Raw genomic sequence first — 13,513 nt, 5'->3', positions numbered from 1 at the left:
ACGAAAAGGAACCAAAAGTCCGCTCAAGGGGACTTCCGCCAGTCCCCTTGAGAAACCTCCGGGAGAACCTTGCCAAGACCCGCAAATTACCGCCGCACCCCAAGGGTACACTAGCTGAGGGCTCAACCTAGTCTCGATTCTCCCAGCGTGTGGAGACGGAAGACGCGGAGCGCCCGCCGGGAGGGGGTACACGGGGGAGGGCGGCCCGGCCCGTGCCCAGAGGGCCCAACCTGGTTTCGGCGCTCCCAACAAGGGGAACAGGATAGCTCCCCACATGTTCCGCAGACTTCTGTGGCTTCGACAAAAGCGGCCGTCCAGTCGGACGGCCGCTTTTTTGTATGCAGTTAATCAGGTGGGGGCACACGGGGGAGGGCGACCCGCCCTCCGCCCGTGAGGCGCACGCGCATCGGCTTGACCGATCGCGGGGTCAGTTGCGGTCGGGAGCCGCAACTGACGTGCGCCCGTAGGCGCCCAGAATCTCGGAGACGTACATGATGTGGTAGTCCTTTTCGGGATACCAGCGGGCGTCGGGCTCGAGGTCGAGGAAGCAGGCGGGGTCCATGGGCTGGCGGTAGAGCTTGCGGCAGGTGAGCGCGAGCTCCGACTGCCCGAGCACCGGCGCGCCGTCGAGGGTGACGGCCTCGAAGCCGCAGACGGCGAGCTTCTCCTCCGCGCGGCCCGAGTGGGAGCCGCAGTAGTTCATCTGCTGGCGGTACTGCTCGGGCAGGAAGCAGACGGAAAACCGTTCGCTCCGGTCGAGCAGCTCGCGGGTAAACCGCTGGGGCCTCAGGAAGACCCAGGTGACAGGGCGGTTCCACATGATGCCCACGCCGCCCCAGCTCGCGACCATGGTGTTGACCTTTTCGCCCGACTGGGTGGTGATCATCGCCCATTTGTGGTGGATCGCTTCAAACGGGTTGACGGCCAGCTCGTAGGGGGATATTTTCTGCATATTCTATCATTCCTTCCGTATAGATTCTTCCATGTAATCCCTATTATAGCACGCCGCTTTTGCGAAAAGAACCTCTTTTTGTGCAACTTTACCCAATTAAATTTTAATGAAGCTGAATATTTATACGTAAAAATGCTTGCATTTGCATAAATATAATGTATAATAGGGGTATCGAATGAATGATTAACCAACGGAGGAATGAAATATGGAACAGAAATTCAAGAAAGTCATCCTGGCGTATTCGGGCGGGCTGGATACCTCTGTCATCATCCCCTGGCTCAAGGAGCACTACGGCTGCGAGGTGATCGCGGTCGCGGCGAACGTCGGGCAGGGCATGGGCGAGCTCGAGGGGCTCGAGGAGAAGGCGGTCAAGACGGGCGCTTCCAAATGCTACATCGAGGACCTCACCGAGGAATTCGTCAACGACTTCATCGTCCCGACCGTCAAGGCGGGCGCGGTCTACGAGGGCAAATACCTGCTGGGCACCTCCTTCGCGCGGCCGGTCATCGCGAAGCGGCTGGTCGAGATCGCCAAGAAGGAAGGCGCCGACGCGATCGCCCACGGCTGCACCGGCAAGGGCAACGACCAGGTGCGGTTTGAACTGACCATCAAGGCGTTCGCGCCCAACATGCCGATCATCGCCCCGTGGCGGTTCTGGGAGCTCAACTCGCGGGAGAAGGAGATCGCCTACGCGGAGGAACACAACATCCCGCTCAAGATCAACCGGGAGACCAACTACTCCAAGGACAAGAACCTCTGGCACCTGTCCCACGAGGGCCTCGACCTCGAGGACCCCGCGAACGAGCCGGACTACGACAAAATCCTCGAGATGGGCGTTTCGCCCGAAAAGGCCCCCGACAAGCCCACCTATGTGACGATCAGCTTTGAAAAGGGCGTGCCGGTCGCGGTCGACGGCCAGAAGATGAAGGCGGTCGACATCGTCTATAAGCTCAACGACCTGGGCGGCAAAAACGGCATCGGCATCATCGACATGGTCGAAAACCGGCTGGTCGGCATGAAGAGCCGGGGCGTCTACGAGACTCCGGGCGGCACCATCCTCTACGCCGCCCACCAGTCACTCGAGGAGATCACCCTCGACAAGGAAACCCAGCACTACAAGATGCAGATGGGCATCAAGTACAGCGAGCTCGTCTACAACGGCCAGTGGTACACCCCGCTCATGGAGGCGCTCAACGCCTTCGTCGACAAGACCCAGGAGACGGTGACCGGCGATGTGAAGCTCAAGCTCTACAAGGGCAACATCATCAACGCCGGCATGACCTCCCCGCACTCCCTCTATTCGGAGGAGATCGCCACCTTCGGCGAGGACCACGTCTACGACCAGGCGGACTCCGCGGGCTTCATCAACCTGTTCGGCCTGCCGATCAAGGTCAAGGCGCTGCTCGACGAAAAGAAGATCAAATAAAGAAACTGCACAGAGTTTTTAGCCGTAACGCGGGGACGTCTGCCTTCCGCGTTACAGGCATTTCACAACGGGAAAAGGAGTAGCCGGGATATGAAGATGTGGGCGGGACGGTTTTCCAAAGAGGTCGACGAACGGGTGAACGACTTCAATTCCTCCATCCGGTTCGACTGCCGGATGTATGAGCAGGATATCAAGGGCTCGCTGGCGCACGCCGCGATGCTCGCGGAGCAGGGGATCATCCCGCAGGAGGACGCGGACGCGATCGCAAGGGGGCTTGAGGGCATCCTCGCGGACCTCCAAAGCGGCGCGCTCGTCTTCGACCCCGGCGCGGAGGACATCCACATGTTCGTCGAGGCGGAGCTGACCGAACGGATCGGCGGCGCGGGCAAGCGGCTGCACACCGCGCGCAGCCGCAACGACCAGGTCGCGCTCGACCTGCGGCTGACGCTGCGGGAGGAGGCGGGGGAGATCAAGACCCTGCTGCTCGCGCTCATCACCGAGCTGCGCGACAAGGCGGCGGAGCACCTCGACACGGTCATGCCCGGCTACACCCATTTGCAGCGGGCGCAGCCGGTGACCTTCGCCCACCACCTGATGGCCTATGCCAACATGTTCCTGCGCGACGTGGAACGGGTGTCCGACGCGGCGGGGCGGATGGAATTCTGCCCGCTTGGCTCGGGCGCGCTCGCCGGGACGACCTATCCGATCGACCGGCAGCGGACCGCGGCGGCGCTCGGCTTCACGGCCCCGACGGCCAATTCGCTCGACGGGGTGTCCGACCGGGACTTCTGCATCGAGCTGGCGAACGCGGTCGCGGTCATCATGATGCACCTGTCGCGCTTTTCGGAGGAGATCGTGGCGTGGTGCTCGTGGGAATTCAAATTTATCGAGCTCGACGACGCGTTCGCGACCGGCTCGTCGATCATGCCGCAGAAAAAAAACCCCGACGTGGCCGAGCTGGTGCGCGGCAAGACGGGGCGGGTGTACGGCGATCTGATGACGCTGCTCACGATGATGAAGGGGCTTCCGCTCGCTTACAACAAGGATATGCAGGAGGATAAGGAGGCTGTCTTCGACGCGGTGGACACGGTGAAGCTGTGCCTCAAAACCTTTACGCCGATGCTCCACACGATGACGGTGCTCAAGGAAAACATGCGCGCGGCGGCGGCAAAGGGGTTCATCAACGCGACCGACTGCGCCGACTACCTGACCAAGAAGGGGGTTCCCTTCCGCGACGCGTACAAGATCACCGGCGGGCTGGTGGCGGAGTGCATCCGCCGGGGGCTGACGCTGGAAACCCTGCCGCTGGCGGATTACCAGGCGGCGAGCGCGGTGTTCGCGGAGGATGTGTACGGCGCGATCAACCTGGAAACCTGCGTGGAGGGCAGGCTCAGCGAGGGCGGGCCGTCTCCCGACGCGGTGAAAAAGCAGATTGCGCTGATTACGGCGTTTTTGGAAGAGAATCAAAACTAACATTTTGGAAAAGGGTGTGGGGAAACCTTTTGCAAGAGAAAAGGGTTCCCCAGGGGCTTTGCCCCCGGACCTACGGCCTTTGAAAAGGCCGGCGAAACTTTTGAGTTTTAGAGGTGCTACTATGGCGAAGATCAAAGCGGGCGTCATCGGCGCCACCGGCTACGCGGGACTTGAGATCGTGCGGCTGCTCCTCTCCCACCCCGCCGTCGAGGTCGCGGCCGTCTCCTCCGTCTCCTTCGAGGGGCAGGCGATCAGTGAAATCTATCCGCAGCTCACCGGCATCTTCGGCGAAACCCTCGTCGATGACGCCGCCGTCGTCGACCGGTGCGGCGTTGTCTTCGGCTCGCTGCCCGCCGGGCTCTCCGAACCCATCGCGCGCCGGTGCTTCGACGCGGGCAAGCTCTATATCGATATGGGCGCGGACTTCCGCCTCAAAAACGAGGCCGACTATAAGCGGTGGTACGGCAAGGACTACGCCGACCCCCAGCTGCACGAGGCCGCCGTCTACTGCATCCCCGAGCTGCACCGGGCGCGGCTTGCGGGCGCGAAGCTCATCGGCAACCCCGGCTGCTACCCCACCTCCATCGCGCTCGGGCTCGCGCCCGCCGTGAAGGCCGGCGCGATCGACCCTGCCACCCTCGTCATCGACTCCAAGTCGGGCGCGACCGGCGCGGGCCGCGGACTGGCCCTCAACACCCATTACACCGAATGCAACGAGGCGTTCGCGCCCTATAAGATCGCCTCCCACCGCCACACCCCAGAGATCGAGCAGACCCTCTCCGAGCTCGCCAGGCACGACGTGAAGGTCACCTTTGTGCCGCACCTGCTGGCGGTCAACCGGGGCATCGTCTCGACGATGTACGCAAATTTCACGCCCGGCTTCGACCTGGCGGCCGTGCGCGCGCTCTACGAGGAATTCTACCGGGACGAGGAATTTGTCAGGGTGCTGCCCGACGGGGCGGCCGCGAACCTCAAAAACGTGAAATTCTCCAACTACTGCCACATCTCCCTGCACGCCGACGCGCACACCGGCCGTCTGATCGTCGTTTCGACGATCGACAACATGGTCAAGGGCGCGGCGGGGCAGGCGATCCAGAATATGAACATCGCGCTCGGGCTCGATGAGGATGTGGGGCTCCGCATCATCCCGCCCGCGTTTTGAACTAAAAGGAGTGAACCGGCAATGTCCTATACATTCGTCGAGGGCGGCGTCTGCGCCGCGAAAGGCTTTTTGGCGGGCGCCGTCCACGCGGGCATCCGCAAAAACCGCGCCAAGAACGACCTCGCGCTCATCGTGAGCAAAAAGCCCTGCGCCGCCGCCGCGATCTATACGCAAAACAAGGTCAAGGGCGCGCCCATCCTCGTGACGCAGGCGCATCTGCGGGACGGCCGCGCAAAGGCCTTCCTCTGCAATTCCGGCAACGCCAACACCTGCAACGCCGACGGCGTCGACATCGCGACCGCCATGTGCGGGAGCGCGGCCGCCGCGCTGAAGATTTCGCCCGACGACGTGATCGTCGCGTCCACCGGGGTCATCGGCCAGCCGCTGCCGCTGGGGCCCATTACGGCCGCCATGCCGTCGCTCGCCGCATCCCTCTCGGAGGCGGGGAGCGCGGACGCCGCCGAGGCGATCATGACCACCGACACCAAACGCAAGGAGGTCGCGGTGCGCTTTTCGCTCGGCGGCAAAACCTGCACGGTCGGCGGCATCGCCAAGGGCTCCGGGATGATCCATCCCAACATGGCGACCATGCTCTGCTTTGTCACCACCGACGCGGCCATCGCCCCGGCGCTGCTCCAGAAGGCGCTCAAATGCGTCGCCGACGAGACCTTCAACATGGTCTCGGTCGACGGGGACACCTCCACCAACGACATGCTCTCCATCCTCGCCAACGGCGAGGCGGGCAACCCGGAGATCACCTCGATGGACGCCGATTACTACCACTTCGCGCAGGGGCTCATGATGGTCTGCCGCCAGATCGCAAGGGAGCTGGCCGCCGACGGCGAGGGCGCCTCCAAGCTGCTCGAGTGCACCGTGACCGGCGCGCCCGACAAGGAAACCGCCAGAAAGGTCGCCAAGTCGGTCGTCTGCTCGAGCCTCTTCAAGGCCGCGATGTTCGGCGAGGACGCCAACTGGGGCCGCATCCTCTGCGCGATCGGCTACACCGACGCGGAGTTTGAGATCGACCGGGTGGCGGTGACGCTCGCCTCCGACGCGGGGAGCATCCACGTCTGCGAAAACGGCGCGGGCGTTCCCTTCAGCGAGGAGACGGCCAAGACGGTCCTCGGCGAAAAGGAGATCCGCATCGAAGTCGACATGGGCCAGGGCGGCGAATCCGCCACCGCCTGGGGATGCGACCTGACCTATGATTATGTGAAGATCAACGGCGATTACCGCACCTGACCTGCGGCGGCCGGCGCGCCGTTCAGACAGCAACCATTCGGGAGGAGAGGGATACCATGCAGATTACGAACTCCGACAAGGCGCAGGTGCTCGCGGAGGCGCTGCCCTATATCCAGGATTACGCGGGCAAGGTGGTCGTCGTCAAGTACGGCGGCAACGCGATGGTCGACGGCGCGCTCAAGGCCGCCGTCATGAGCGACATCGTGCTGCTCTCGCTCGTCGGCATCAAGATCGTGCTGGTGCACGGGGGAGGCCCCGAGATCACCGAGACGCTCAGGGCCATCGGCAAGGAGAGCAGATTCATCGGCGGCCTGCGCTACACCGACGAGGAGACCCTCAAGGTGGCGCAGATGGTGCTCGCGGGCAAGACCAACAAGGACCTCGTCAACCTGCTCGAACAGCAGGGGGGCCGGGCCATCGGCCTCTGCGGCATCGACGGGCGGATGATCACGGCGAAAAAGATCGAGGGTGAGGCCGACCTCGGCTATGTCGGGGAGGTCACGGGCGTCGACGCGACCGTGCTGCGCGACGCGCTCGACGGGGGCTATATCCCCGTGATCGCGACCCTCGGCTGCGGGGAGGACGGCACCGTCTACAACATCAACGCCGATTCCGCGGCCTGCCGCATCGCGGCCGAGCTGCACGCGGAAAACCTCATCTCCATGACCGACGTGCGCGGCCTGCTCCGCGACAGGGAGGACGAAAACACGCTGATCCCCGAGGTCAGGGTCAGCGAGGTGCCCCTGCTCGTGCGGCAGGGGGTCATCGCGGGCGGCATGATCCCCAAGGTGGAGTGCTGCGTCGAGGCTGTGCGCCGCGGCGTCAAGCGCGCCTTCATCATCGACGGGCGCATCCCCCACTCGATTCTCATCGAGCTCATGACCAACGAGGGCATCGGCACGATGTTCCTGGGGTAACCGGGAGGACTTTGAAAGCCCCCCGGACCCCGAACCATTTGATTCGGGCATGGCGCGGCGCGACGCCATGCGCGCGACTTGTGAGACGGAAGGGTGTGGGGAAGCCTTTCACAGGATAAGAGGCTTCCCCGCGAACAGAAAGGGTGATGACCATGAGCCTCATGGAAGAGGACAGACAATATATCGCAAATACCTACGGGCGGTTCCCGCTCGAAGCGGCCAGCGGAAAAAACGCGACCTGCGTGGATGGCGATGGACGGGCGTACATCGATTTTTCGAGCGGCATCGGGGTCAACTCCCTCGGCTTCTGCGACGACGGCTGGGCCGCGGCGGTCGCCAGGCAGGCGGCCGCCCTCCAGCACATCTCCAACCTCTACTACACCGCGCCGATGGTAAAGGTGGCCAAAGTCCTCTGCGAGCGGACCTTCGCCGACAAGGTGTTTTTCTGCAACTCGGGCGCGGAGGCCAACGAGGGCATGATCAAGACCGCCCGCAAATACAGCTTCGACAAGTACGGCAAAGGCCGCCACAGGATCCTGGCGCTCGAAAATTCCTTCCACGGGCGCACGGTCACGACCCTCTCCGCCACCGGGCAGGAGGTCTTCCACCGTTATTTCGACCCCTTTACCGACGGGTTTTCCTTTGTGGAGGCGGGGGATGCCGCCGCGCTCGACCGCGCCGCCGACGGGGAGACCTGCGGCATCCTGCTTGAGCTCATCCAGGGGGAGGGCGGCGTTGTGCCGCTCGACCGGGAATTCGTCGCGGCGGCGGCGCGCATCTGCAAGGAGCGCGACATCCTGCTGATGGTCGACGAGGTGCAGACAGGGATCGGCCGCACCGGGAAGCTGCTCTGCTGCGAGCACTATGGGATCACGCCCGACCTCGTCTCGCTGGCCAAGGGGCTCGGCGGCGGGTTGCCGCTCGGCGCGGTGCTCTTCGGCGAAAAATGCGCCCATACGCTCGGCCCGGGAGACCACGCCACCACCTTCGGCGGCAACCCGGTGGCCTGCGCGGGCGCGGCCGAGGTGCTCGTGCGGATCGACGACCGGCTGCTCGCGCAGGTCGGGGAAAAGGGCGCGTACATCACGAAGGCGGTCGAACGGATGCCGCACGTCGTGAGCGTCGAGGGAAAGGGGCTCATGCTCGGCGTGACGCTCGAAGGGGTGAACAGCCGCGAAGCGGCGGCCGCCTGCCTCGAAAACGGGCTTATCATCCTGACGGCCAAGGCGAAGCTACGGATGCTGCCCCCGCTCACCATCACCTATCCGGAAATCGATGAAGGCTTAAAAAGACTGAAAGAGGTGCTCGAACATGAATCATCTGCTGAAACTGCTTGACCTTTCCACCGAGGAGATCATCGAACTGTTGAACCTCGGCGACCAGCTCAAATATGAGCTCAAACACGGCATCCGCCACCAGCACCTGAAGGGCAAAACGATGGGGATGATCTTCCAGAAATCCTCCACCCGGACCCGCGTCTCCTTCGAGGTCGGCATGGCGCAGCTCGGCGGTTCGGCGCTCTTCCTCTCGGCGCGCGATTTGCAGATCGGCCGCGGCGAGCCGGTGCAGGACACCGCGCGGGTGCTCTCGCGCTACCTCGACGGCATCATGATCCGCACCTTCGCCCAGCAGGAGGTCGAGGATCTCGCCAAATACGGATCGATCCCCATCATCAACGGCCTGACCGACTTCTGCCACCCCTGCCAGGTGCTCGCCGACCTCATGACCATCCGCGAATACAAGGGCGGGCTTGAGGGGCTCAAAATGTGCTACATCGGGGACGGCAACAACATGGCCAACTCCCTCACCGTCGGCGGCCTCAAAACGGGGATGTCCGTCGCGGTCGCGACCCCCGCCGACTACCGGCCCGACCCGGCGGTCCTCGACTTCGCCAAACCCTATGGGGACAAATTCCTGCTCACCTCCGACATCCGCGCCGCGGCCGAAAAGGCCGACGTCGTCTTCACCGACGTGTGGGCGTCGATGGGCATGGAGGAGGAGGCGGAGAAGCGCCGCGCCGCCTTCAAAGGCTACCAGGTGAACGAGGAGCTGCTTGGGGTCTGCGCGCCCGACGTGATGGTGCAGCACTGCCTGCCCGCCCACCGCGGCGAGGAGATCACCGACGAGACGTTTGAAAAGCACGCCGACGAGATCTTCGACGAGGCGGAAAACCGCCTGCACGCCCAGAAGGCCGTCATGGTCAAGCTGATGGCGGGCAAATAAGATCAAAAAGCGGGAGGCCCTGAAGGGCCTCCCGCTTTTGGGGCCTGCAGCAAACGGGCGCGCGATTGACACTGATTCCGCGATGGGATAGAATAGACACAAACCCGGGCGGCAACGCCGAAAGGATGGACCAATGAACGTGAAAAAGCTGCTGGCGCTTCTGCTGGCGATCATGCTGACAGCCTCCCTCGCCGCCTGCGGGCAGAAGGACCGGGGAGGGGAAAGCTCCTCCTCCGCGCCCGAGGAGGAGCCAGATCCCAACTGGCCGGTCGCGATCGGCGACATCCGCATCCCCGAAAAGCCGCGCGCGGCCGTCTCCCTCTCGCCAGCGCTGACCGAGGTGATCTTCGAGCTCGGCGCGGAGGACCAGCTTGCGGGGATCAGCGACTTCTGCGACTACCCCGGCGGGACGGACGGCCTGCCCCGCTGCGGCACCGCCGCGCTGCCCGATTTCAAGGCCCTCTCGGAGATCCGGCCCGACGTGGTCTTTTCCTCCTCCGCCCTCTCCGAGGCGGACACGGTGAAGCTCCAGCAGATGGGCGCGGAAGTGGTCGTGCTGTCCCGCGCGCATTCGATGGACGAGCTGCGCGCGACCTACCTGAATACAGCGGTCGTGCTCGGCGGGCTCGAGGACGGCGACCAAAACGGCTATGACACCTTCCGGGCGCTTGAAAAGCGCTGGGACGCGCTGACCGGCGCGGCCGCGCAGGTGACCGAACGGCTGGGCGGCATCTACCTGCGCCAAACGCCGCTCATGATGGCGACGGGGGACACCTTCGAGGGGGAGCTGCTTGCCGCGATCGGCATTGAGAACGACGCGGCGGCGTACACCGGCTGGGAGTACCCCGCGGACCAGGCGGCCAACCTCTATCCCGATATCATCTTCTACGACGAGGGGGTCGACCCGGACTATTTCAAGGGCACCCAGGTCTACAACACGACCGACGCCTACAAGCAGGGGCGGATGTACCCGGTGGACGGCGCCGCCCTGGAGCGGCAGAGCGGCAGGATGTTTGCCGAGCTGGAAAAGATGTTTTCCGAGGCGTATCCCGAGCTGGCCTCCCTGCTTGACGCGCCGCCCGAAGGGGAACCGGAGGCGGAGTCCTCCTCCCCGGAGGAGGACGGCGGGGAGGACGGGATGCTCGACATCAGCGATATGACACAGGTCGGATAGCGTAACAGGCGGGACCGGGGCGAAGCCCCGGTCCCCGGTTTCTTTTACGGGTGATTGCGTTAGAAGCTGAACTCATCCTCCCAGGGGAAATCGCCGCTGGATTCCACATCCCTCGGCCAGTGGGCGCACCACGCCGGCAGCGGCGGGGCCTCCACCCGGTCGAGGCTGGGGGTGTAGGGCTTGAGATCGAGGAGGGGACTGCCGTCCTCCGCGTCGATGTAGGAAAGGCCGATCACGCCCGCCTTGGGGTCGAGATGGGTCACGGCCGCGCAGGAGAGGGCAACGGGGTTGGGGCGCATGGGTGAGCGGGTGGCAAAGACCCCTAGACACTCCGGCCCTCTGGCATAGGGGGACCGCTCGATCAGGTTTTCACGGGAGCGGGTGTCGTCGCAGCCGGAAAACCACCAGAGGATATTGAGATAGCCGAAACCTTCCAGCCCAACCATCGCCGGACGATAGGCCGGGTCGAGCTCCAGGCGGAAGCCGCCGTCATCCGAACGCACGTGGCCGATCGGTTTTACAGAATAGCTGATGTCCATAAAAAACCTCCTGTTTGATTTTTTACGGTACCGTTGCTTCCAGTATAACAGCACGTTTTGATACTACAAGCCCCCATTTTGAAAAACCGCAAATCCGTCCCCATGCATTGACGGGGCGGGGGGCGAACGCGTATAATAGCCAAAAAGGGACAACGCGGGCAGGAAGGTGGATGCGGATATGATCAGCGGCGCGCAGGCGATGGTGAAATGTCTTGAGGCGGAGGGGATTTCAGTGGTGTTCGGGTATCCCGGCGCGGCGATCTGCCCCTTTTACGACTGCCTCGGACAGTCGTCCATCCGGCACATCCTCACCCGCAGCGAGCAGAACGCGGGCCACGCCGCGAGCGGCTACGCCCGCGTCACCGGGAAGCCCGCCGTCTGCGTCGCCACCTCGGGCCCCGGCGCGACCAACCTCTTCACCGCGATCGCCACGGCCTATGCCGACAGCATCCCGCTCATCGCGATCACTGGGCAGGTGGAGACGGGGCTTCTGGGCCGCGACGTCTTCCAGGAGGTCGACACCACGGGCGCGGCGGAGCCGTTCACCAAATACTGCTACCTCGTCAAGGACGCGGCGGATATCCCGCGCGTCTTCCGGGAGGCGTTTTATATCGCGTCGACCGGGCGGCGCGGGCCGGTGCTGATCGATATGCCCTTCGACGTCCAACGGCAGCTGATCGATTTCCGCTACCCGCAGGAGGTGTCGATCCGGGGCTACAAGCCCCGTTTCCGGGGACATGCCGTGCAGGTGAAACGGGTCGCGGAGGCGATCCGCGCCGCCAAGCGCCCCCTGCTCTGCGTGGGGGGCGGCGCGGTCGCGGCGGGCGCCCAAAAGCAGGTGCGCGCCCTTTGCGAGGCGGTTTCCCTTCCCGCGGTGAGCACCCTCATGGGCATCGGCGCGCTGCCCGCCGGGCACCCGCTCTATTTCGGCATGCTCGGGCAGAGCGGCGGCTGCGCCGCCAACGAGGCGGTCGCCGAAAGCGACCTGCTCATCATCCTCGGCGCGCGCGCCGACAACCGCGCGATGGCCAGGCCCGACCAGATTGAGGCGGCGACCACGGTCGTGCACATCGATATCGACGCGGCGGAGATCGGCAAGAATGTTGGCACCACCATCCCCCTTGTGGGGGACGCGGCGGCGGTGCTCGAACAGCTTTTGGAGCAGTCCCCGCGTGGCGAATGGGGCAAGTGGCTCGAATGGCTGCGCGCCCGGCGCGCGGGTGAGGCCGTCCCCGCCGCGTCTTCGCCCAGGCCGGGCTGTGTCGACCCGGAGGCGTTCGTGCGCCTGCTCTCCTCCAGGCTGGAGCCCGACGCGATCTATGTCTCCGACGTGGGGCAGAACCAGATCTGGTCGGCGAAAAACTGCTTGGTCAGGGACGGGCTCTTCCTTACGACGGGCGGTATGGGCACGATGGGCTACGCGCTGCCCGCCGCCGTCGGCGCGAAGCTGGCCGCCCCCGGATGCCAGGTCGTCGCGGTCTGCGGCGACGGGGCGTTCCAGATGGCGATGATGGAGCTCGCCACCGCCAACCAGCATGGGGTGCCGGTCAAGCTCGTCGTCATGCGCAACGACATGCTCGGCATGGTACGCGAAATCCAGCAAAAGGAATACCGGGGCCGGGAGACGGCGGTCGCCCTTTCGGGCGGGCCGGAGATCGGCGGGATCGCCAGGGCGTACGGCATTCCCTTCGACCGGATCGATTCCATGGAAGAGGCCGAAGCCGCGGTGGAACGGTTCCTTGCGGCGGACGGCTCGTATCTTCTCGAATGTGTCGTCGACCCGCGGGAGGAAACCCGCTGACAGGAGGAAAAGCATATGAAACAGATCATGTCGGTGCTGGTGGAGAATAAGGCGGGGGTGCTCTCCTGCACGGCGGGACTCTTTGCGCGCCGGGGATTCAACATTGAAAGCCTCGCGGTGGGGGAGACGGAGGACCCGACCATCTCCCGCATGACGATCGTCGTCGAAGGGGACGAACGCACGATCGAGCAGGTGGAAAAACAGCTCAACAAGCAGATCGACGTCATCAAGGTCAAGCTCCTGGAGACCGACGCGGCAACCCGCCGCGAGCTCATCCTCATCAAGCTGAGCGCCGCCCAGCAGAACCGCGGGGAGATTATCGATATCGCCGCGATCATGAACGCCAAGATCGTCGACCTCTCCCGCACCACGCTCACGGTCGAGATGTGCGACCGGCCCGAGCGGGTCGACCTGCTGATCGATATGCTCACCCCCTACGGCATCGCCGAGATCGCCCGCACGGGGATGATCGCCCTCCAGAAGGGAGCCGATGCCATTCGGAAATGAAAATGCCGCCCTGCGCCCGGCGGGCTTGCCGGTCCCGCCCCAGCAGGTGACAGATATTTCGCCCTGCGGTCGGAAGGCTTTCTTCGCGCCCCTCCGG

General features: G+C 64.3%; 12 protein-coding genes. 10 read left to right on the top strand and 2 right to left on the bottom strand.

The annotated features are described in order from the left end of the window. Positions 1–427 precede the first annotated feature (427 nt). The gene (locus tag RDM88_RS08415) at positions 428–952 is read right to left on the bottom strand and encodes a flavin reductase family protein (RefSeq protein ID WP_308754414.1); all 525 of its coding nucleotides are present in this window, start codon (positions 950–952) and stop codon (positions 428–430) included. 205 nt (positions 953–1,157) lie between these two features. Here RDM88_RS08415 and RDM88_RS08410 point away from each other — a divergent pair, with 205 nt between their 5' ends. The 8 genes from RDM88_RS08410 to RDM88_RS08375 all read left to right on the top strand — a co-directional run bounded on the left by RDM88_RS08410 (position 1,158) and on the right by RDM88_RS08375 (position 10,569). After that, positions 1,158–2,378 carry an argininosuccinate synthase gene (locus tag RDM88_RS08410; RefSeq protein ID WP_308754413.1) on the top strand — a complete coding sequence of 407 codons (1,221 nt, stop codon included), beginning with the start codon at positions 1,158–1,160 and terminating at the stop codon, positions 2,376–2,378. Between the two features lie 90 nt (positions 2,379–2,468). After that, a complete protein-coding gene (argH, locus tag RDM88_RS08405) occupies positions 2,469–3,851 on the top strand; it encodes an argininosuccinate lyase (protein WP_308754412.1) in 1,383 nt (460 codons plus the stop codon). A 121-nt stretch (positions 3,852–3,972) separates the two neighbouring features. Beyond that, a complete protein-coding gene (gene argC, locus RDM88_RS08400; protein WP_308754411.1) occupies positions 3,973–5,013 on the top strand; it encodes an N-acetyl-gamma-glutamyl-phosphate reductase in 1,041 nt (346 codons plus the stop codon). Between the two features lie 21 nt (positions 5,014–5,034). Beyond that, a complete protein-coding gene (gene argJ / locus RDM88_RS08395; protein ID WP_308754410.1) occupies positions 5,035–6,255 on the top strand; it encodes a bifunctional glutamate N-acetyltransferase/amino-acid acetyltransferase ArgJ in 1,221 nt (406 codons plus the stop codon). Positions 6,256–6,311: 56 nt separating this feature from the next. Then, positions 6,312–7,172, top strand: a complete 861-nt coding sequence (gene argB, locus RDM88_RS08390; protein ID WP_308754409.1) for an acetylglutamate kinase — start codon at positions 6,312–6,314, stop codon at positions 7,170–7,172. A gap of 152 nt (positions 7,173–7,324) precedes the next feature. Next, positions 7,325–8,509 carry an acetylornithine/succinylornithine family transaminase gene (locus tag RDM88_RS08385; RefSeq protein ID WP_308754408.1) on the top strand — a complete coding sequence of 395 codons (1,185 nt, stop codon included), beginning with the start codon at positions 7,325–7,327 and terminating at the stop codon, positions 8,507–8,509. Beyond that, the gene (gene argF / locus RDM88_RS08380; RefSeq protein ID WP_308754407.1) at positions 8,484–9,395 is read left to right on the top strand and encodes an ornithine carbamoyltransferase; all 912 of its coding nucleotides are present in this window, start codon (positions 8,484–8,486) and stop codon (positions 9,393–9,395) included. Before RDM88_RS08385 ends, argF begins: the two co-directional genes overlap by 26 nt. Before the next feature lie 133 nt (positions 9,396–9,528). Continuing rightward, entirely contained in the window at positions 9,529–10,569 is a 1,041-nt protein-coding gene (locus RDM88_RS08375; protein WP_308754406.1) for a helical backbone metal receptor, read from the top strand. Positions 10,570–10,628: 59 nt separating this feature from the next. Here RDM88_RS08375 and RDM88_RS08370 read toward each other — a convergent pair whose 3' ends face one another. Further along, a complete protein-coding gene (locus tag RDM88_RS08370) occupies positions 10,629–11,108 on the bottom strand; it encodes a TrmO family methyltransferase (RefSeq protein WP_308754405.1) in 480 nt (159 codons plus the stop codon). Between the two features lie 178 nt (positions 11,109–11,286). On the opposite strand from RDM88_RS08370, the gene ilvB reads away from it, so the two are divergent. Then, positions 11,287–12,909, top strand: a complete 1,623-nt coding sequence (gene ilvB / locus RDM88_RS08365) for a biosynthetic-type acetolactate synthase large subunit (protein WP_308754404.1) — start codon at positions 11,287–11,289, stop codon at positions 12,907–12,909. Positions 12,910–12,924: 15 nt separating this feature from the next. Beyond that, positions 12,925–13,416 (top strand): acetolactate synthase small subunit, encoded by a 492-nt coding sequence (gene ilvN, locus RDM88_RS08360; protein ID WP_308754403.1) that lies wholly within the window; start codon positions 12,925–12,927, stop codon positions 13,414–13,416. Positions 13,417–13,513 lie beyond the last annotated feature (97 nt).

It is taken from the genome of uncultured Anaerotruncus sp., from assembly GCF_902490045.1.
In the GTDB taxonomy this organism is placed as follows: Bacteria; Bacillota; Clostridia; order Oscillospirales; family Ruminococcaceae; genus Anaerotruncus.
The sequence above is the reverse complement of the archived record's forward strand: the minus strand, read 5'-3'. Positions and strand labels throughout refer to the sequence as shown.